We start from the raw sequence: 16614 nt of genomic DNA on the forward strand, positions 1-16614 counted from the left end.
TCCGAATCCATGCGGGTTCCCTGCGCTCAGCTACGTCCGGCTCCGCCGGACGACCCCTTCGCCTTGGCGGCCGTCCAACGCTGCAGCGCGTCGCGCGCGCCATTGGTCGCCGGGTCCATCAAGGCATCGTGGCCGGCACGCTTGGCGCACAACTCGATCACGTAGCCGTTGGGATCACGGAAGTAGATGGAGTCGATGAAACCGTGGTTCGAAACACCGCGCGTCTCGATGCTCTGCGACTTGCCCTTTGCCAACATGTCGGCCAGCACCGGCGCGTCGACCTCCAGCGCAATGTGCAGATCGAAGTCATGCTGGGGCTTGAAGTCGAAGGGCATGTCGGGCGCCTCGAAGAAGGCCAGGTGTGAGCCGTCATCGAGCCGATAGAAGGTATGCAGCACCTGGGTCGCGCGGCCGGTCTTGGTCTCGCGGATCTCCAGGGTGCCGACCAGGGGCAGGCCCAGGAAGTTCTCATAGAAGGCGCGAGTCTGTTCGGAATCGCGGCAGCGGTAGGCGTTGTGGTGCAGTTTGCGGATCATGGCAAGCGCTCCTCGGTTCTAGGTTTCTCGTCGGCGGAAAACCTGCAGCAGCGGGCGAACACGATGAGCTTTAGGCCCGCCACCCGCAAGAGGGTCAACCCGGCCCATTGAACGCTGATTGGCGAACTCGAGGCCGCGACGAGCGGCGCCGAAGTGTTCCGAAAGCTCGGCGAGTACATGGCAGCGCCCGAAGAGAAAGGCATCGACAAGCTCCACGACGCGTATAGCAAGGTGATCAGCCTACCGAGCCGCGTGGAGTTCATGAAGTCGAAGTGGCAGAGATGGCGCTCGCTCACGCGGTCGGCTCCAAAGTCGAGGCAGCCTACCGGCGCGGCGACCTCTTGGAGAAGCGAGTACAGGCTCATGCAGGATTGGGCGACGTTCGCGGTCACCAGAGCAAGTTAACGTGGTCAGCTGAAGATCACCTGTGCAGCCCTTTGCAGACCTTCGACTTGCTCCGAGCCGGCCTGCCCTTCATGAGTTTCTGTTCTGAGCGAACCTTGCGCCCATGTGGACTGGCCGCGCAGTATTCGAGGTCCCAAGCGGCGCAACACGTCCTCGGTAACGAACACTCGGGGATCCTCCGACTCGACTCGCACTGGGTGCATGCGTACGCGCAGGATCACCAGCTTTGAAGCCGTGCGCGCGTCGCGGGCTTCAGGAGTCTCGATATAGATCGGCACCAAGATCGTCGCGGTTTGGATCCGGCGCATCTGAACCGAAGGTACGGCTCCCTGGGATGCGAGCTCTGGTGCTATCCATTCATTGACGGAGAAGGTGTCCGTCCCCTCCAACACCGAACGGTCGATCGGACCCTGCTCCACCGTAAAGGCCGCCATGTTGAGCGAGTTGGCCAGCTCAGCCGCACGAAAGAGTGCGAAGGCCTTGGCTGTTCGAACGGGTGTCTTGGCCGATCCCCAGAATTCGACGCGGAACAACTGATCTCCCATCGCTTCCGACGAGTAACCGAATGGCCCATGTCCATCGCGCACCGGCGCATACGGAGTCGATGGGGGCGTCGAGCAGGCGCTCAACCATGCCGAGAGGCAAAGGACTACGGAAGCTTGTATCAGATGAGGTCGCATAACGCTTCCAGTTGTTTTTCGTCGTCGCCCACGACGAGCTTGAGCGCTTGAAACGATCTCCGTCTGCTGCCCGTCATCGAACCGAAAATGCAGCGTTCTCAACTCCTCCTTCGACCTGGGAAACTCTTTCGGCAAGAGCGGCAAGCGCATCCCGGATGCATGCCGCCACTGGCATCGTAGACACCATTCCGTCTTCATCCAGCTTTGATCCCAGCAAGGGCAAAGTGATTGACGCAGGCTCAACAATGACCGCAGCCATCGTTCGCAACGTTTCTCGGAGAGCGTCATCAGCATGGTGAGCTCTAGGGGAGGCGTTGAAGACGGCGACAGGTTTTGCCGCAAATTGCTCAAAGCTCACGAGCCAATCGAGCGCATTCTTGATGACTCCGGTTACACCATGGGCGTACTCCGGACTGGCGAAGATCAGGGCGTCAGCATCCGCAACGGCAGCTCGAAATGCTTCGACGTTGATCGGTGGCGTCAATTCGCTATCAGGATTGAACAAGGGCAGTGCGCCGATGCCCTCGAAGAGAGTCACCGTCATGCCAGCGGGAGCGAGTCGTCGGGTGGCGCGTAGCAACGCAGTGTTGATGGACGCCACGCGCAGGCTCCCCGATAGCGCAAGTATTTTCATGTTCCAGGTCTAGGATGCCCTCAGGCCGCTGCCCATCAAGTCTACGCGCAGGGCGGACGGGCCCGCCGCCATGTTTCGATCGCCGTCAAGCACGCCCTGCACGCAGGCCATGCTTCCCGAGCGTTTCGCCCTGAAGGCGGCCGCCGGTGCACCGGCGACGAAGTGGGGCTTGACTGGTCGGTCGCCAGGGGAAGCTCACGATGCGATCAAACGTTGCTTCGGCGAATGGCTAGCCGCTCGCGGAACTTCGGCAAACGCGGAGTCAGGAACGATTATCGAAACGCTGCGCGCATTCATCTCGCGACATGAAGACTCGCGGTTCGTCGAAATCGACGCAAGAGAAGTCGCTGCCGCTCCGACGACGCCTAAGATCGTTCACAACCGCGCAGGTTGGCGCAAGCGCTTTGACGGCAGCGAACGGGAGTACTTGATCGATACCGAAGTCTTCAGGAAGGAGATCTTCACAAGGTTCGACCTGGGTTTGGTCTGCCGTGTGTTGAGTGCTTCGGGCTACCTTCATAGTCTTGAAGAGCACGGCAAGCGGCGCTACGGGATCTATCGCTGCGTCGGTGATCAAAGTCGACGTCCCGTTTACGTCATCACCAGCGCTTTGTGGTCGGATGCGAGCAAGTCGGTCGCCTCGAACCCGGCCGATGACAGTCGCGGGGGCATGGATGAGGTCGGGGACAACGCATAGTCCGGGAGCAGTGGGACGGATGGGGCGACGGGGCAGTCATCCACGTATCAAGGTCGCTGACGGACCGCCGTATGCCAGCCAACGCCCCCCTGCGCCACTACGCCCCTTCGACCACGAGTTCATCGCAGAGAGGGCGACTCAGATCAACCTGCCGGCGTGCCGCTCAGTTTCCATCCATACAGCTGCCGCAAGAAAAAAACCACAGCAAGCGGCTCGTTCGACAATGCGCCGCGTGACAAATTGCCCAGAACGTCCGAGAAACTGAAAAGGGACGGGGGCCGTCGGTACGAGCGCGCCTAAAGTCACGCAGCCAGAGCCAGTAGCCTGACTCATCCCCTCCTTACTCAATCACCAGAATACTTCTCGATGAAAGATCGACTTCCAGTACTTGGGGCAATCTGCCTTGCTTTTGCGTTGACCGGCTGTGCTACTCGAACGCAGATGCCTTTTCAGAACGATGCCGATCGCCTGACGGAGAAAAGCAAGCCAGTTTTTCTCATGACGGCAACAATCAAGAACACATATCGGACCTCCTTCCAGCCGAAATTGCTGGTTGTGAATGTGGAGAAGCCCGAAGCAAAGGAGGCTGCCGACCGGCTCAATTTCGTCATGGACGAGAAGGCCAAGAACGAGACGGGCTCGGCAGAGTCCGGCAACACCTATTTGCTGCGTTTGCAGCTTGAACCAGGCCACTACGAAATTCGTGGACTAACGAGTTTGGCGAGTTCGTTCCCCATCAACGGTTTCTTCTTTGCTCCTATGCACTCGCCCCTGGAGTCGAAGGAGCCGGGGGTCTACTACCTCGGGCATGTTGCGGCAACAGTTCGTGAACGTCAGGGTGAAGAGTTCAAGGCCGGCCCCTCCTTGCCGCTCCTGGATCAGGCTGTTGCCGGTGCCTCCGGGGGCTCGTTTGAAGTCGAGATCACGGACCAATTCGCGTCCGACGAAGCGGTGTTCCGTTCGAAGTTCCCAGCTTTAGCCGACGCGAAGATTACGAAGGCGATCCTTCCAGGCTTTGATCGCGACAAGGCTCAAAAGTGGTGGGAGGCCCATTGATCACGCGAAGCATGTCGACGGCCAGGCCGTAGGCCTCGGACCTGCCCTAAAGGGCAGTTCCCCTGAAGCGTTGCTTGGGTTAAAAGCTCGAATCCCTAACCAGTACAATTTCCGAGCCCGCCTCCCTATGCTGAGCAACTTGAAGAGGTCGATTTTGTCCCGCGCCTTGACCTGCGCGTTGATCGCCATGGGGGGCTATGGGCTTGCTGCTGCCCCAGCCCTCGCCCAGACGAGGAATCCCGACCGCGAAGCGTATTTCGGCGAGACGCACGTTCACACGAGCTGGTCGCTGGACGCTTGGCTCGGCGGGAACCGGACCGATCCCGGCGACGCGTACAAGTACTTCAAGGGCGAAGCCATCAAGCACCCGTCTGGCTACGACGTCAAGATTGACACCCCGCTCGACTGGGCCGGCGTGACCGACCATTCGGAGTATGTTGGCGTGATCCGGCTGGCCAATGATCCGACCTCGCCGATCAGCAAGGTGCCCGCGGCGCAGCCGATGATCCTCAAGTCGAATTCGACGGCTGAGTTGAACAGGATCTTCACCTACGTCGTGAAGCTGATGGGCGGGCCGCCGGTCAAGTCGCTCATGTCGCCGGAGGTCGCGGGCACGGTCTGGAAGCAGAACACCGAGCTCGCCGACAAGGCGAACGAGCCCGGGAAGTTCACGGCCTTCTGCTCCTACGAGTGGACGTCAACCCCGAACAACATGAACCTGCATCGCAATGTCTTTTTCAAGGACTGCAGCAAGGTACCGATCATGCCTTTCACCGCGCTTGATTCGCACCATCCCGTGGACCTCTGGAACTGGATGGATGCTCAGCGCAAGGCGGGCAATGAGCTGCTGGCCATTTCGCACAACGCCAATCTTTCGGACGGGCGCATGTACCCCACCGAGGTCGACTCCAAGGGACGGCCGATCGACGCCGCCTATGCAGCATCGCGGGAGCGCAACGAGCGATTGATCGAGATCAAGCAGATCAAGGGGCAGTCCGAAACGCATCCCCTGCTTTCACCCAACGACGAGTTCGCGGGATTCGAGGTCATGTCGATCCTGCTGGGCGATCCGGAAGGCCGTTTTCCCCACATCGTGGGCAGCTACGCCAGGCAGGCGCTGAAGGATGGTCTTGCGATGCAGGACACCAAGGGCTTCAATCCATTCAAGTTCGGCTTCGGCGCAGCCTCCGATTCGCACAACACGGCCGTGTCCTATCGCCAGAACAACTACTTCGGGCAGGCGGGGGTGGCCGACGGCACGCCGGAGGAGCGCCTCACCGGCCGTCTCTTCGCTGGCATGGATCCGCGCGTCGTCGGCCCCGCCGGGTTGACCGGTGCCTGGGCGGAAGAGAACACGCGCGCCTCGATCTTCGACGCCATGCAGCGCAAGGAAACTTTCGCGGTCAGCGGTCCGCACATCAAGGTTCGCCTGTTCGGTGGGTGGGACTACGCGGCGAACACGCTGGGCGACGCGGGCTGGGTGAAGACGGGCTACGCAAAGGGCGTGCCGATGGGCGGCGACCTGCCTCCCGCGAAAGGCAAGGCGCCGCAATTCCTGGTTTGGGCACTGAAGGACCCGACTTCGGGCAACCTCGACCGCATCCAGATCGTCAAGGGCTGGACCAAGAGCGGTCAGAGCTTCGAGAAGATATTCGATGTGACGTGGGCCGGCGATCGAAAGGCTGACAAATGGACCGGCGTGGTGCCGCCGATCGGCAGCACGGTTGACATCGAAAGCGCCACGTACACGAACACGATCGGATCCGTGGAGCTCAAGACGATGTGGACCGATCCGGAGTTCGATCCGAGCCTCAATGCCTTCTACTACGCCCGCGTGCTGGAGATCCCGACGCCACGCTGGACGACGATCCAGGCAAAGCAAGTCGGCGTGGCACCTCCCGACGTGGTCCCCGCTACGGTCCAAGAACGGGCGTGGACTTCGCCCATCTGGTACACGCCCAGTCCCGAGGCGCGCAGGAATGCAAAGGCAGGAATGACGCTGGCCGATCTGAAAGCGAAAGGCGCGGTGCGCCTCAACGACGCTCAGTTGAAAGGACTGCTCGTATCGAAGTCGCCGTGGCTGCAGAACAACGTCACCGGCGACAAGTACCAGGTCGTCTATGGAGCCTCGGGCAAAAGCGCGTCGGGCAAGCCGGCCGAGCCACTTCAGCCCGGGTACATCACGCAACAATTCGCAGGAAATCAGTCGCAGTTCCAGTTGCGTTACGTCGGAAAGAAAATGACGCTCCCCAGCCTGACAGGCAATGTGGCCGACGCAAGCTATCTCGCGAATGCCAGCTCGTATTTCATCAACAACGGGAAGATCGTCACTGTGCTCGCAGGCACCCCGATCGAGATTGCGGTCTACAAGGTGGGCGACAAATACGTCGGTGCGCGGAGCAACGAGTTCGGGTATGCAAACTACGAGATCATTCCCAACGTGACTGAACTCGCACCGTTCAATTGAGCCGCGATGATTGCGCGCTTGTTGCGGGAGCCTTTGCTCCAATTTCTCATTGTCGGCGTTCTCCTCTTTGCGACGTGGAAGGCGGTCAGTCCCGACTCGACTGCCCTCGAAAGAAGGAGTCGCATCGAGCTGACCGACGATGATTTGAAACAGCTTGCCACCACCTGGGTGTTGGCGGGACGCGCGCCGCCTACGCCGGAGCAAATGCAACGGCTCGTGGAGGACAGGATTCGTCAGGAGGTGCTCTATCGCGAAGCCTTGGCGCTTGGACTCGACAAGGGCGACACCATCGTTCAGCGCCAGCTCGCACGCAAGATGGAGTTCCTGGCCGAGGACGTCTCCAAGCTGGAGGAGCCCAAGCCAGAGGAACTGAAGGCGTGGTACGAGAAGAACGGTGAGAGATTCGCGCTGCCTCCGCGCATCACGTTCGGCCACATCTACTTCTCTCCCGATCGCCGCGGCGCGAAGGTCCGGGCGGATGCCGAGAGCGCATTGACCCAACTTGACGGCAAGCCGATGGATTCGCCAGGCATCGCTACGGCGGGAGATCCGTTCATGTACCAGCAGTACTACGGTGATCGACCGTTCGACGAGATCGCGCGGCAGTTCGGTCCCAACTTCGCGCGTGCCCTGGTGAAGCTCGCGCCGGGCCAGTGGGCTGGCCCGATCGAGTCTGGTTACGGGTGGCATGTGGTGTTCGCAGAGTCGATCACACCTCAGCGGATCCCTGAATACGAGGAGGTCGAGGCGAACGTCAGGTCCCTATGGATCGAGGACCGACGTGACGAAGTAAAGGGCCGGATGTACGAGGCGATGCGCGCGCGCTACGACGTCGTGCTGCCGGCACCAAAGGATGGGCCGAACCCTCAGCCTCCCACTGGCGCTGCGAAGTGAAGGCAATGCTCGCGCTTTGTCGCCTCGTCATGGGCGGGGGCGCGCTCGCTTTGTTTGGCGCCTCGCTGATCGCGCTCGCTTTCCCGGCAGCCGCACACGACGCGCGACCCGCCTACTTGGAGCTCAGGCAGACGACGACCGAGCGCTACGACGTGCTCTGGCGAACCCCTGTGCTCGCGGGCATGAGGCTACCGGTTGTGCTCGAGCTTCCCGACGGGACGCATGACGTTGTCGCGCCGCACACCCAGGAGCTCTCGGATTCGCTGGTCGAACGCCGCGTGATCGAGGTGCCGGGCAGCCTCGCGGGTCGCCGCATCGAGTTCACCGGTTTGCAAGGCACGATCACGGACGTGCTGGTACGCATCCAGCTCGCTGATGGTCAGACGACGACGAGATTGGTAAGGTCATCGCAACCTTGGGTCGAAATATCTGCGCCTGCGGAGGAGCCGCTCGCCATCGCGGGCGCGTTCATCAGGCACGGCATCGAGCATATTCTCGGCGGGTACGATCACTTGCTGTTTGTCTTCGCGATGCTGTTGATCGCGCGAGGTACTCGCGCGCTGATAGGGTCCATCACCGCCTTCACGCTCGCACATTCGATCACGCTCGCGCTCGCCGCGCTGGGCGTGGTCCATGTTCCAGGACCGCCAGTCGAGGCCGCGATCGCATTTTCCGTGCTGCTGCTCGCCAGCGAAATCATTCGCGCAAGGCGAGGCGAATCCAGCCTGACGGCAAGATGGCCTTGGGTGATCGCTTTCTGCTTCGGATTGCTGCATGGCTTCGGCTTCGCGGGCGCCCTGTCCGAGATCGGCCTGCCGCGAGGCGACATCCCCCTTGCACTGCTGTCGTTCAATATCGGCGTCGAATTGGGGCAACTTGCCTTCATCGGCACCTTGCTGGGGGCGTTTTGGTTTGCGCGACGGGTAGGGGTCCCGTTCGCCGTCGGGCGGCGCTTCGCTCAGGCTGCGCCGTATGCCATCGGCGCGGTAGCGGGATTCTGGTTCGTCGGGCGCGTCGCCGCATTCTGGGCTTGAAACGCGATTCTTGAAGAATGCACGCCGGAACTTACGGCGGTGATGAGACGCTCGAGAGCGGACGTTGAGCAATGTCGGCTGATGGGCCAACTGCGGAAGTTGACCAGTGTCACACACCCTCAGTAAATACCACCCAGTCACACTGCCGGCGGATGGGTATACGGATGGGTAAGGATATCGAACTGCCCGAGCGTCGATGAGAGACATCGCCATCCGGCGGAGAGTGTGAGATTCGAACTCACGGACGGTTGCCCGTCGGCAGTTTTCAAGACTGCTGGTTTAAACCACTCACCCAACTCTCCTGGACTGCCTTCGTCGCGCGGGAAGGCAGGGTCGCGATTTTAGACTGAGCCGTGGACGGCCCCGGTCGCGGAAGCCGGCGCCCACCCCCGCAGCACCAGGTCCGCGATGCCTTCGGCCCACACCCGGCGCTCCTCCGGCCCCGCCAGGGGCTTCGAGATGAAGAAGCGCACCCCGCCGAAAGCCAGGTTCGACAGCTGCACGGCGGCCAGTTCGGGCGACGGCACGCGCAGCCGGCCCGCGCGGTGCGCCTCGGCCAGGTACTCGACCACCGGCGCGATCACGTAGCTGTTCTCCACGTAGAGCGACTTCGCCAGTTCGGGGAAGCGCATCGCCTCGGCGATCACCAGCCGCATCAGGGCCAGGGTCTTGGGCTCGGTGGCGCTCAGGTACAGCCGCTCGACCAGGTCGATCAGCGTCTGGCGGTCGTCGCTGCCGGGGTGCACCAAGGCGTTCTGCATGGTCTCGCGCGCATTGCTGACCGCACGGTGCGCCACTTCGCGGAACAGCGCCTCCTTGTTGTCGAACTGGCGGTAGATCGTGATCTTGGCCACGCCGGCCTCGCGCGCGATGGCCTCGATGCTGGTGGCCGAGTAGCCCTTCTCCAGGAAGGACTCCAGCGCCGCCGCCAGGAAGGCTTCGCGCAGCGCAGCCGCCTGCTCGGGGCTGGGCCGGCCCCGCGAGCGGCGCTTGGTTGTCTCTGAGTTGTCCGTGTCGTTCTTGTCCATGGGCTGTTGCTCGTCGTCAGTCCGGCAGGAAGATGGACTGCAGATCGCTCAAGAAGTCGAAGCCACGCGTCGTCGGCCAGACGCGCGCCAAGTCTCTTTGTATCAAACCTTTGCGCTCGGCCTCTTCAAGGCCTCGCTGGATGGAGGTGATGGCCAGGCCGGTGCGCTCGCCGAACTGCGCCAGCGTGAAGCCGTCCTTCAACCGCAAGGCATTGAGCATGAATTCGAAGGGCAGCGCGCCGATGCCGACTTCGTCGCTCTGGGCGACGGCACGGCCGGCGAGCGCGTTGTCCATGTACAGCCGCGGCTCGCGGAAGCGCACCTGCCGCACCACCCGGTGCGCGAAGCTCAGCTTGCTGTGGGCGCCGGCGCCGATGCCCAGGTAGTCGCCGAACTGCCAGTAGTTCAGGTTGTGCGCACAGACGTGGCCGGCGCGCGCATAGGCCGAGATCTCGTAGCGCTGGAGCCCGCTGGCGGCCGTGCGCTCCGTGATGCGGTCGAGCATCTCGTAGGCCGCGTCGTCCTCGGGAATGACGGGCGGAAACTTGGCGAAGTAGGTGTTGGGCTCGATGGTCAGGTGATAGACCGACAGGTGCGGCGGCTGCAGCGCCAGCGCCTGGTCGAGGTCGGCGTCGAGGCCTTCGAGGGTCTGGCCCGGCAGCGCGTACATGAGGTCGAGGTTGAAGGTGTCGAAGGAGGCCGCGGCCTCCTCCACCGCGGCGATCGCCTGGGCGCGGTCGTGCACGCGGCCGAGCGCCTTCAGATGCTCGTCGTTGAAGCTCTGCACGCCGACCGACAGCCGCGTGACGCCGGCCGCGCGGTAGGCGCGGAAGCGGTCGCGCTCGAAGGTGCCGGGGTTGGCCTCCAGCGTGATCTCGCAGTCGGGCGTGAGCTTGAGCCGCGCGCGCAGGTCGCCGATCAGGCGGTCGATGGACGCCGGCGAGAACAGGCTGGGCGTGCCGCCGCCGATGAAGATGCTGTGCACGGTGCGGCCCCACACCAGCGGCAGCGCGGCGTCGAGGTCGGCCACCAGGGCGTCGAGGTAGCGCTGCTCGGGCAGGGCCTGGTCGGTGGCGTCGCCGCCGCCGCGCCATTCGTGCGAGTTGAAGTCGCAGTACGGGCACTTGCGCAGGCACCAGGGCAGGTGCACGTAGAGCGACAGCGGCGGCAGTGCCGCGAGCTGCAGCGGGCCCGGCCGCATCAGGTGCAGCACGTCGTTGGCGCCGGCCGCGCCATCGGCCGCCTGTTCGGCGCCGGCGGCGATCGGGATGACGGCAGTCACGGCAGCAACCAGCGCTCGCGCATCAGGGCCAGCATGGTGCGCGCCGCCTGGCCGCGATGGCTGTTGGCGTTCTTCACGTCGGTCGGCAGCTGGGCGAAGGTCTTGCCGAACTGCGGCAGGAACATCACGGGGTCGAAGCCGAAGCCGTTGTCGCCCACGGGCTCGCGGGTGATCTCGCCGGGGGCGCGGCCGACCGCGATCAGCGGTTCGGGGTCGTCGGCGCTGCGCAGCGCCACCAGCGTGCTGACCAGCGCGGCGCGGCGGTTCTGCACGCCGTTGAGCTGCTCGAGCAGCGCGCGCACGTTGTTGGCATCGCCCTTCTCGTAACCGAACCGGGTGGCGTAGTGGGCGGTGTCGACGCCGGGCAGGCCACCGAAGGCGTCGACGCAGAGGCCCGCATCGTCGGCGATGGCCGGCAGGCCGGTGGCGGCCGCGGCATGGCGGGCCTTGGCGAGCGCGTTCTCGACGAAGGTGCGGAAGGGTTCGTCGGCCTCGCCGACGCCGAGTTCGGACTGCCGCACCAGCGCCACGCCAAGCGGCGCGAACAGGGCCTGCAGCTCGGCGAGCTTGCCGGCGTTGTTGGAAGCCAGGACCAGTTTCATTGCCACGGGGCGCGGGTGCGCGGGGTCGTTTGCTTCAACTGGCGAGCGCCTGCGTCTGCAGCACGGTCAGTTCGACGATGCCCTTCTCGGCCAGGGCCAGCAGCGCGTTCATCTCGTCGCGCGAGAAGGCGGCGCCTTCGGCCGTACCCTGCACTTCGACGAAATGGCCGGCGCCGGTCATGACGATGTTCATGTCGGTGTCGCAGGCCGAGTCTTCGGTGTATTCGAGGTCGAGCAGCGGCGTGCCCTGCACGATGCCGACCGAGATGGCCGCCACGTGGCCGAGGATCGGCGTCGCCTGGATCTTGCCGGCGGCCAGCAGCTTGTTGACCGCGTCCTGCGCGGCCACGAAGGCGCCCGTGATGGCCGCGGTGCGGGTGCCGCCGTCGGCCTGCAGCACGTCGCAGTCGAGGTGGATGGTGCGCTCGCCGAGCGCCGCCAGGTTGAACACCGCGCGCATCGAGCGGCCGATGAGGCGCTGGATCTCCTGCGTGCGGCCGCTCTGCTTGCCCCGGGCCGCTTCACGGTCGCTGCGGGTGTGGGTGGCGCGCGGGAGCATGCCGTATTCGGCCGTGACCCAGCCTTCGCCGCTGCCGCGCTTGTGCGGCGGCACCTTCTCTTCGACCGAGGCGGTGCACAGCACGCGGGTCTGGCCGAACTCGATCAGCACCGAGCCTTCGGCGTGGATGGTGTAGCCGCGGGTGATGCGCACGGGGCGCAGCTGGTCGGCCGCACGGCCGCCGCTTCGAACGAAAACTGTCATGGTGATCCGGGAGAAAAGGTAAGAAGGTTCAGGCTTTGCGGGCGGCCGAACGCTTGATCGCCTCGTTGATCTCGGCGATCGAGCGCTCGATGGCGTCGTCGTCGAGGTCGTCGAGCTCGCTGTCGGACGGCATGCCGGCCTGGATGGTGGAGGCGAACACGCCGTCGCTGATGCTGTCGGTGGACACACCGCGCTTCTGGCCCGCCTCGTCGGCGGTTTCCCATTCGAGCGCGATCAGGGTCACGTTGTCGCTGTGGGAGCCGCCGTTGCGCAGCGCCATCTCGGCCAGGTCGGGCGCGGCATCGGACACCGGCTTGCCGGACGAGAGGATGTGCACGATGACGCTGTCGTCGAGCACGCCCCAGACGCCGTCGGAGCACAGCATGATGCGGTCGCCGCGCTCCAGCTGCAGCGGGGCCGAGATGTCGAACAGCGGCGTGGTGGGAGAGCCCAGGCAGGTCAGCAGCAGGTTGCGGTTGACCGGCTCGGGGCCGGCGTTGGCGCGCGGGCGCTCGGCATGCGAATGGTCGCGGGTGCGGGTCAGCAGCTCGCCGTCGCGGATCACGTACAGGCGCGAGTCGCCGCAGTGGATCCAGCTCGCGGTGTTGCCCTGGATGACGGCCGCCACGACGGTGGTGCGCGGCGTGTCGAGCATCCCCTTGTTGCCGGCGTAGCGCATGATCTGCTGGTGCGCGGCCATCACCGAGGCGGTGAGGAAGGCCTTGACGTCCTTGACGACCGGCCGCGCCTCGCGCTGGTAGAGCGCCGCGATGGTCTGCAGCGCCAGCTGGGCGGCCACTTCGCCTTCGGGATGCCCGCCCATGCCGTCGGCCAGCACGAAGAGGCCCGACTCCCGCGTGTAGCAATAGCCCATGCGGTCTTCGTTCTTGAGACGGCCGCCTTTGCGGCTGACCTGGAATACGGAGAATTTCATGCTGGGCGGGTCGTAGGAGCAGCGGCCTTAGGCAGGCCCTTCTTCTCGAAGGAGCGCATGTTGTCGATGGAAAGCCTGACTTTCTCGCCGACCGTGAGCTTGGTGTAGCGGCGCTCGCCTTCGCGGCTGAGCTCCTTCTGCAGCGCGAACACCGATTGCGGACGCGACAGCGGGTCGAGCGACATGCACCACTCGACCACCTCGATCAGGTTGTCGGAGTAGACGCCGCGCAGCCGCGAGAGCGACAGGCCCAGGCGGTCTTTCTCGATGCGCTGCGGCGCGTCATTCGGGGGATAACCCTGCATGCAGGCGTAGATGCAGGCGCCGATGGCGTAGATGTCGGTCCAGGGGCCCATCGACGAATCGCGCCGGTACATCTCGGGGGCGGCGAAGCCGGGGGTGTACATCGGGCGGATGAAGTTGCCCTCCTTGGACAGCACCTCGCGCGCGGCGCCGAAGTCGATCATCACGGCGCGGTCGTCGTCGGTGACGAAGATGTTGGCGGGCTTGATGTCCAGGTGCAGCATCTTGTGCTGGTGCACGATGCGCAAGCCGCGCAGGATCTCGTCGAAGAGCGATCGGATGGTCGACTCTCTGAATACTTTCTGTTTCTTGAGGTCGCGCGCGGTAACGATGAAATCCTGCAGGGTCGCCCCCTCCAGGTAGTTCATGACCATGTAGACGGTCTCGTTCTCGCGGAAGAAATTCAGCACGCTTACCACCGATGCGTGCGAGATCTGGGCCAGCGAGCGCCCTTCCTCGAAGAAGCTCTTGAGGCCCAGCCGGTAGAGCGAGAGCTTTTCGGGCGGCACCTGGGGCGCCAGCTCGCCGGTGGCGCGGGTGGCCAACGACGAGGGCAGGTACTCCTTGATGGCGACCTGCTGGCCGCTCGAGTCGACGGACAGGTAGACGACACCGAAGCCGCCGGCCGACAGCCGGCGCACGACGCGGTATCCCCCGATCACCGTATCGGGAAGCAAGGGCGAAGGTTTGACCTTTGACATAATCAGGGAGTTTCGCCCGAAGGCGATGGTGCGGCAAGCGAACGCTGTGCCGAGCCCTCGGTGAAAAGCAAACAAACCACAGCGAGGCGCGATGCCAGTTTACAGCATGACCGGCTATGCCAGCGGCCAGAACGGCCCCACGGGCAGCCACTCCGACGCCGAAGCGCGCCCCTCCACGGCGGGTCGTCTCGGGGTCGAGATCCGCTCGGTCAACAGCCGATTCCTCGACCTGAGCTTCAAGTTGCCCGAGGAACTGCGCCAGCACGAACCGGCGCTGCGCGAGCTGCTCACCGGCCAGCTCAAGCGCGGCAAGGTCGAGGTCCGGGCCGCGATCGAGACCACCGCCACAGCGGGCATCGGCGACCCCTCGCCCAAGCTGCTGCAGCGGCTCAACAGCGTGCAGGACAGCATCAAGGCGTGGCTGCCGGACGCCCGCGACCTCAGCGTGGCCGACGTGCTGCGGCTGGCGGCCGGGGATTCGGCGCCGCGCGGCGACTGGGGACCCGAGCTGGCCGAGCTCACCGAAAAGACCCTGAAATCCCTGCTGGCCGCCCGCGAGCGCGAAGGCGCCCGGCTGGCGAAGATGCTGCTGGACCACCTCGCGCAACTGCGCAAGCTGGCGGCCCAGGCCCTGCCGCTGGTGCCCCAGCTGGTGGAGCAGCAGCGCAACCGCTTCCTCGAACGCTGGCAGGACGCCATGGGCCTGGGCGGCGGCACCACCCCGCCCGAGGCGGCGCAGGACCGCGCCCTGTCGGAAGCCACGGCATTCGCGATCCGCATCGACGTCGCCGAGGAACTCACCCGGCTCGACTCGCACCTCGACGAGATCGAGCGGCTGGTCAAGAAGGGCGGCGAGATCGGCAAGCGGCTCGATTTCCTGATCCAGGAGCTGCACCGCGAGGCCAACACCCTGGGCTCGAAGTCGGCGACCCTGGAGCTGACGCGCATCGGCGTGGACATGAAGGTGCTGGTGGAGCAGATGCGGGAGCAGGTGCAGAACATCGAGTGAGGGGGGCGCGTCGGGCTCCTGTCACAACACGAAGGCCTCGAACGTCTGAGTGCATATGACGACCGACGCCACCGCCACCTTCAACCGCCTCCGCTCCCGCCTGCAGGGCATTGCCTATCGCATGCTCGGCTCCGTGGCCGAAGCCGAGGACGTGGTGCAGGACGCCTGGCTGCGCTGGCACGAGGCCGAGCAGGCGAGCATCGGCAACGCCGAAGCCTGGCTGGTAACCACCACCACGCGGATCTCGATCGACCGGCTGCGCGCGGCCAAGGTGCAGCGCGCGCATTACGTCGGCTACTGGCTGCCCGAGCCGGTGCTGACCGACGCGCCCAGCACGCCCGAGCAGACCAAGGAGCTTTCCGACGATGTCTCGGTGGCCTTCCTGTTCCTGCTGGAACGGCTGGCGCCCGAGGCGCGGGCCGCCTTCCTGCTGCGCGAGGTGTTCGATGCCGACTACGACGAGGTGGCCCAGGCGATCGGCAAGAGCGAAGCGGCCTGCCGCCAGATCGTCCACCGTGCGAAGACGCAGTTGCGCCAGGAGCGGCCGCGCTTCGCGGTCCCGCCCGACACGCACCGCCAGCTGATGCGCGGCTTCGCCGAAGCGCTGTCGCGCGGCGACTTCGCCGCCATGAACAGGATGCTGGCCGAAAACGCCGAGCTGATCGGCGACGGCGGCGGCATCGTGCCGAGCTTCGGCAAGCCGCTGCTGGGCGGCCGGCGCATCGCCCAGCTCTTCTATTCCGCGAACCGGCGCTACGGCGACGGCCTGCGCATCGAGCTCGCGATGATCAACGGCGAATGGGCGCTGCTGCGCTTCATCGACGGCGTGCTCGAGTCCGCGCAGTCCTGTGAGACCGACGGCGAGCGCATCACGCGCATCCACGTGCAGCGCAATCCCGAGAAGCTGGCGCGGCTGGCCGCGGCCTTCCGGGGGCGTTGAGGCGGGGTCTGTCACAAACCGACGAGCTGGAACGTCTTGTGGGCATGGATGCAAAAAAATTGTCCATGCCGCGAAGTTTCGCAAGCGGATGCCTCAGCCGATCTGGGGCCCTCTCTTCAGGAAGTGACCATGACCCAACGCCTCAACGCCATGCAGCAATCGCCCGAGCTGTTCAAGAAATTCGTCGAGTTCAGCATGCTGGAGAAGAAAGGCGCCATCGAGCAGAAGATCCTGGACCTCGTGCACATCCGCGCCTCGCAGATCAACGGCTGCGGCTTCTGCCTCGACATGCACGTCAAGGAAGCCAATCTGCACGGCGAGCGCGAGCTGCGCCTCCACCACGTGGCCATCTGGCGCGAGTCGACCCTGTTCAGCCCGCGCGAGCGCGCCGCGCTGGCCTGGACCGAGATCCTGACCCGGTTGCCCGAGCACGGCGTGCCCGACGACACCTACGACCGCGTGCGCAGCCAACTCTCCGAGAAAGAGCTCTCGGACCTCAGTTTCTCCGTGATGGCGATCAACGCGTGGAACCGGCTCAACGTCGCCTTCAAGACGGTGCCGGGCTCCGCCGACCGGGCCTACGGCCTCGACAAGGCCGGGCTGGAGTGAGCGCCGCGTCGCGGGGTCACTGGAGTACCTTCGTGCTTCG

At 64.6% G+C, this 16614-nt stretch carries 18 protein-coding genes, 1 tRNA gene and 1 pseudogene; 9 read left to right on the plus strand and 11 right to left on the minus strand.

Annotation, left to right across the window (positions count from 1 at the left end; genetic code table 11):
* Positions 1–26: 26 nt before the first annotated feature.
* Complete coding sequence (locus AC1D2O_RS28270; RefSeq protein WP_478158263.1) at positions 27–536, minus strand: VOC family protein; 510 nt, start codon at positions 534–536, stop codon at positions 27–29.
* Positions 533–832: a hypothetical protein gene (locus AC1D2O_RS28275; RefSeq protein WP_478158264.1), complete on the minus strand. Its 300-nt coding sequence runs from the start codon at positions 830–832 to the stop codon at positions 533–535. The genes AC1D2O_RS28270 and AC1D2O_RS28275 overlap by 4 nt, the downstream gene beginning before the upstream one ends.
* On the opposite strand from AC1D2O_RS28275, the pseudogene AC1D2O_RS28280 reads away from it, so the two are divergent.
* Positions 806–941 (plus strand): annotated as a pseudogene (locus tag AC1D2O_RS28280) (integrase); the annotation flags it as partial. The gene AC1D2O_RS28275 and the pseudogene AC1D2O_RS28280 overlap by 27 nt on opposite strands.
* Positions 942–946: 5 nt before the next feature.
* Here the strand turns inward: AC1D2O_RS28280 and AC1D2O_RS28285 are convergent.
* Together AC1D2O_RS28285 and AC1D2O_RS28290 are read right to left on the minus strand one after the other, a co-directional pair.
* On the minus strand, positions 947–1771 hold the full coding sequence (locus tag AC1D2O_RS28285) for a CC0125/CC1285 family lipoprotein (protein WP_478158265.1): 825 nt from the start codon (positions 1769–1771) through the stop codon (positions 947–949).
* Positions 1695–2255: an NADPH-dependent FMN reductase gene (locus tag AC1D2O_RS28290; RefSeq protein ID WP_477650417.1), complete on the minus strand. Its 561-nt coding sequence runs from the start codon at positions 2253–2255 to the stop codon at positions 1695–1697. The genes AC1D2O_RS28285 and AC1D2O_RS28290 overlap by 77 nt, the downstream gene beginning before the upstream one ends.
* Positions 2256–2364: 109 nt before the next feature.
* Here AC1D2O_RS28290 and AC1D2O_RS28295 point away from each other — a divergent pair, with 109 nt between their 5' ends.
* From AC1D2O_RS28295 to AC1D2O_RS28315, 5 genes are all read left to right on the plus strand, one after another.
* Positions 2365–2952, plus strand: coding sequence for a hypothetical protein (locus AC1D2O_RS28295; RefSeq protein ID WP_477650416.1), 588 nt, complete (start codon positions 2365–2367; stop codon positions 2950–2952).
* A gap of 366 nt (positions 2953–3318) precedes the next feature.
* Entirely contained in the window at positions 3319–4008 is a 690-nt protein-coding gene (locus AC1D2O_RS28300) for a hypothetical protein (RefSeq protein WP_478158266.1), read from the plus strand.
* A gap of 127 nt (positions 4009–4135) precedes the next feature.
* Complete coding sequence (locus tag AC1D2O_RS28305; RefSeq protein WP_478158267.1) at positions 4136–6475, plus strand: DUF3604 domain-containing protein; 2340 nt, start codon at positions 4136–4138, stop codon at positions 6473–6475.
* A 6-nt stretch (positions 6476–6481) separates the two neighbouring features.
* Positions 6482–7369 carry a peptidyl-prolyl cis-trans isomerase gene (locus AC1D2O_RS28310; RefSeq protein WP_478093790.1) on the plus strand — a complete coding sequence of 296 codons (888 nt, stop codon included), beginning with the start codon at positions 6482–6484 and terminating at the stop codon, positions 7367–7369.
* Between the two features lie 5 nt (positions 7370–7374).
* Positions 7375–8403 (plus strand): HupE/UreJ family protein, encoded by a 1029-nt coding sequence (locus tag AC1D2O_RS28315; RefSeq protein WP_478093794.1) that lies wholly within the window; start codon positions 7375–7377, stop codon positions 8401–8403.
* Between the two features lie 217 nt (positions 8404–8620).
* Here the strand turns inward: AC1D2O_RS28315 and AC1D2O_RS28320 are convergent.
* The 7 genes from AC1D2O_RS28320 to AC1D2O_RS28350 all read right to left on the minus strand — a co-directional run bounded on the left by AC1D2O_RS28320 (position 8621) and on the right by AC1D2O_RS28350 (position 14016).
* A tRNA-Ser gene (locus AC1D2O_RS28320) sits at positions 8621–8705 on the minus strand.
* 39 nt (positions 8706–8744) lie between these two features.
* Complete coding sequence (locus AC1D2O_RS28325; RefSeq protein ID WP_478093789.1) at positions 8745–9431, minus strand: TetR/AcrR family transcriptional regulator; 687 nt, start codon at positions 9429–9431, stop codon at positions 8745–8747.
* Between the two features lie 16 nt (positions 9432–9447).
* Positions 9448–10632 (minus strand): radical SAM family heme chaperone HemW, encoded by a 1185-nt coding sequence (gene hemW / locus AC1D2O_RS28330; RefSeq protein WP_478158278.1) that lies wholly within the window; start codon positions 10630–10632, stop codon positions 9448–9450.
* Between the two features lie 77 nt (positions 10633–10709).
* A complete protein-coding gene (rdgB, locus tag AC1D2O_RS28335) occupies positions 10710–11315 on the minus strand; it encodes an RdgB/HAM1 family non-canonical purine NTP pyrophosphatase (RefSeq protein WP_478158279.1) in 606 nt (201 codons plus the stop codon).
* 34 nt (positions 11316–11349) lie between these two features.
* Positions 11350–12078, minus strand: coding sequence for a ribonuclease PH (rph, locus tag AC1D2O_RS28340; RefSeq protein ID WP_478089680.1), 729 nt, complete (start codon positions 12076–12078; stop codon positions 11350–11352).
* Between the two features lie 28 nt (positions 12079–12106).
* Positions 12107–13012, minus strand: coding sequence for a PP2C family protein-serine/threonine phosphatase (locus tag AC1D2O_RS28345; RefSeq protein ID WP_478089681.1), 906 nt, complete (start codon positions 13010–13012; stop codon positions 12107–12109).
* Positions 13009–14016 (minus strand): serine/threonine protein kinase, encoded by a 1008-nt coding sequence (locus AC1D2O_RS28350; protein WP_478089682.1) that lies wholly within the window; start codon positions 14014–14016, stop codon positions 13009–13011. Before AC1D2O_RS28350 ends, AC1D2O_RS28345 begins: the two co-directional genes overlap by 4 nt.
* Positions 14017–14107: 91 nt before the next feature.
* Between AC1D2O_RS28350 and AC1D2O_RS28355 the strand changes: the two genes are divergently transcribed.
* The 3 genes from AC1D2O_RS28355 (at position 14108) to AC1D2O_RS28365 (ending at position 16574) form a co-directional block, all read left to right on the plus strand.
* Positions 14108–15025: a YicC/YloC family endoribonuclease gene (locus tag AC1D2O_RS28355; protein ID WP_478089683.1), complete on the plus strand. Its 918-nt coding sequence runs from the start codon at positions 14108–14110 to the stop codon at positions 15023–15025.
* A 55-nt stretch (positions 15026–15080) separates the two neighbouring features.
* Positions 15081–15965, plus strand: coding sequence for an RNA polymerase sigma-70 factor (locus tag AC1D2O_RS28360; protein ID WP_478089684.1), 885 nt, complete (start codon positions 15081–15083; stop codon positions 15963–15965).
* A gap of 129 nt (positions 15966–16094) precedes the next feature.
* Positions 16095–16574, plus strand: coding sequence for a carboxymuconolactone decarboxylase family protein (locus AC1D2O_RS28365; RefSeq protein ID WP_478089685.1), 480 nt, complete (start codon positions 16095–16097; stop codon positions 16572–16574).
* Positions 16575–16614: the final 40 nt, after the last annotated feature.

Source organism: Variovorax sp. P1_G12, from assembly GCF_056405555.1.

What these genes read in the sequence shown, in the direction of transcription:
- hemW (WP_478158278.1), bottom strand. Translation starts at nt 10,632, where the DNA reads ATGCGGCCGGGCCCGCTGCAGCTCGCGGCACTGCCGCCGCTGTCGCTC.
- AC1D2O_RS28355 (WP_478089683.1), top strand. Translation starts at nt 14,108, where the DNA reads ATGCCAGTTTACAGCATGACCGGCTATGCCAGCGGCCAGAACGGCCCC.
- AC1D2O_RS28285 (WP_478158265.1), bottom strand. Translation starts at nt 1,771, where the DNA reads ATGCGCTTGCCGCTCTTGCCGAAAGAGTTTCCCAGGTCGAAGGAGGAG.
- rdgB (WP_478158279.1), bottom strand. Translation starts at nt 11,315, where the DNA reads ATGAAACTGGTCCTGGCTTCCAACAACGCCGGCAAGCTCGCCGAGCTG.
- AC1D2O_RS28295 (WP_477650416.1), top strand. Translation starts at nt 2,365, where the DNA reads ATGCTTCCCGAGCGTTTCGCCCTGAAGGCGGCCGCCGGTGCACCGGCG.
- rph (WP_478089680.1), bottom strand. Translation starts at nt 12,078, where the DNA reads ATGACAGTTTTCGTTCGAAGCGGCGGCCGTGCGGCCGACCAGCTGCGC.
- AC1D2O_RS28325 (WP_478093789.1), bottom strand. Translation starts at nt 9,431, where the DNA reads ATGGACAAGAACGACACGGACAACTCAGAGACAACCAAGCGCCGCTCG.
- AC1D2O_RS28350 (WP_478089682.1), bottom strand. Translation starts at nt 14,016, where the DNA reads ATGTCAAAGGTCAAACCTTCGCCCTTGCTTCCCGATACGGTGATCGGG.
- AC1D2O_RS28360 (WP_478089684.1), top strand. Translation starts at nt 15,081, where the DNA reads ATGACGACCGACGCCACCGCCACCTTCAACCGCCTCCGCTCCCGCCTG.
- AC1D2O_RS28310 (WP_478093790.1), top strand. Translation starts at nt 6,482, where the DNA reads ATGATTGCGCGCTTGTTGCGGGAGCCTTTGCTCCAATTTCTCATTGTC.
- AC1D2O_RS28305 (WP_478158267.1), top strand. Translation starts at nt 4,136, where the DNA reads ATGCTGAGCAACTTGAAGAGGTCGATTTTGTCCCGCGCCTTGACCTGC.
- AC1D2O_RS28345 (WP_478089681.1), bottom strand. Translation starts at nt 13,012, where the DNA reads ATGAAATTCTCCGTATTCCAGGTCAGCCGCAAAGGCGGCCGTCTCAAG.
- AC1D2O_RS28270 (WP_478158263.1), bottom strand. Translation starts at nt 536, where the DNA reads ATGATCCGCAAACTGCACCACAACGCCTACCGCTGCCGCGATTCCGAA.
- AC1D2O_RS28365 (WP_478089685.1), top strand. Translation starts at nt 16,095, where the DNA reads ATGACCCAACGCCTCAACGCCATGCAGCAATCGCCCGAGCTGTTCAAG.
- AC1D2O_RS28290 (WP_477650417.1), bottom strand. Translation starts at nt 2,255, where the DNA reads ATGAAAATACTTGCGCTATCGGGGAGCCTGCGCGTGGCGTCCATCAAC.
- AC1D2O_RS28300 (WP_478158266.1), top strand. Translation starts at nt 3,319, where the DNA reads ATGAAAGATCGACTTCCAGTACTTGGGGCAATCTGCCTTGCTTTTGCG.
- AC1D2O_RS28315 (WP_478093794.1), top strand. Translation starts at nt 7,375, where the DNA reads ATGCTCGCGCTTTGTCGCCTCGTCATGGGCGGGGGCGCGCTCGCTTTG.